This is a genomic window from uncultured Jannaschia sp., from assembly GCF_947494055.1.
In the GTDB taxonomy this organism is placed as follows: domain Bacteria; phylum Pseudomonadota; class Alphaproteobacteria; order Rhodobacterales; family Rhodobacteraceae; genus Jannaschia.
The window spans coordinates 1-1,398 of sequence record NZ_CANLTR010000128.1; the positions used below are offsets into that span (position 1 = coordinate 1).

Below are 1,398 nucleotides of genomic sequence, written 5' to 3' on the forward strand. Positions count from 1 at the left end.
GGTAGTGCCCCAACGTGTGGTGTAGGAGCGCCGACCTTCGGAGAGGTCCGAGCCTGATCAGGTTGCCACGGCGGGCAACCTGACGTTGGGATTGTCGGTGACCTGGGCGAGCGTTTCAAGGCTCATGTAGCGCCGCGCGACGGTCCACTCGTCGTTAGTCTCGAGCATGAGCGCTCCGACAAGCCGAACGATTGCGTCGTCGTTGGGGAAGATACCGATAACGTCGGACCTGCGCTTGATCTCGCGGTTCACTCGTTCCAGTGGGTTCGTCGACGCGATCTGGGTCCAATGCTCGCGCGGGAAGTCCATGTAGGCGAGGACGTCGTCCCGGGAGCCGTCCATGAGCGTGCCGAGCTTGGGCTGCTTCTCGCGGAGCGCATCCGCGACGACTTCCCACTGGGCCTGCGCATCCGCCTTGTTCTCCTGGGCGAAGATCGTCTTCAGCATTGCGGCCACGGCCGTGCGCTGCTTGGCCGGGGCATGGGCGAGCGCGTTCCGCATCCAGTGAACGCGACAGCGTTGATGGGTAGCGTTGAACACCCGCCGTGCGGCTGCCCGGAGCCCCTTGTGATCATCGGCGACGACCAGCTTCACGCCCCGCAGGCCACGGTCGGCGAGAGACCGGAGAAACTCGATCCAGAACGTCTCCGCCTCGGAGGGTCCGGTGGCGACCCCAAGAACCTCGCGCTTGCCGTCCTCGTTCACCGCGACAGCGATTATCACGGCACGACTGATGATCCGGCCGCCCTCGCGCACCTTCACGTAAGTCGCGTCCAGCCAAAGGTAGGGCCACGCCCCCTCGAGAGGCCGGGACAGGAAGGCGTCCACGCGCTCGTCGATCTCCATGCAGAGCCGGCTGACCTGGCTCTTCGACATGCCGCCTGCACCCATGGCTTTCACCAGATCGTCCACGGAGCGCGTCGAGACGCCGTGGATGTAGGCTTCCTGGATCACCGCCACGAGCGCCTTCTCCGCTGTGCGGCGCGGTTCCAGGAAGCTGGGAAGGTAGCTTCCCTTTCTCAGCTTCGGGATCTCCAAAGCGATCCTTCCGGCACGAGTGTCCCAGTTGCGATCGCGGTATCCGTTGCGCTGAACCTCCCGCAGCGCCGAGCGCACACCCTTGGCCGCACCTGTTCGCTCTTCCACCTCGGCTTCCATGATCCGTTCGGCCGCGAAGGCCAGCATTTCGCGCACAAGATCGCCGTCAGCCTGCTTCTCAACCAGCTCGATCAGAGCCATTCTGTCGTCGGTCATCGTCATCTCCGTATCGGTTCAAGGTCTCACAACCCGAACCTTCCCGAAGATCGACGGTGGCCGCCAGCATCACCACCGGCCGCGCGCTACGCTACACCGAGGGCTCCGCGCGCGGCCTCCTACACCACCAGCCGGGGCACTACC

General features: G+C 64.8%; 1 protein-coding gene. It reads right to left on the reverse strand.

Annotated features, from left to right (window positions below):
- Positions 1–57 precede the first annotated feature (57 nt).
- Positions 58–1,254 (reverse strand): IS256 family transposase, encoded by a 1,197-nt coding sequence (locus Q1A87_RS23425; RefSeq protein WP_299657246.1) that lies wholly within the window; start codon positions 1,252–1,254, stop codon positions 58–60.
- Positions 1,255–1,398 lie beyond the last annotated feature (144 nt).

What these genes read in the sequence shown, in the direction of transcription:
- Q1A87_RS23425 (WP_299657246.1), bottom strand. Translation starts at nt 1,254, where the DNA reads ATGACCGACGACAGAATGGCTCTGATCGAGCTGGTTGAGAAGCAGGCT.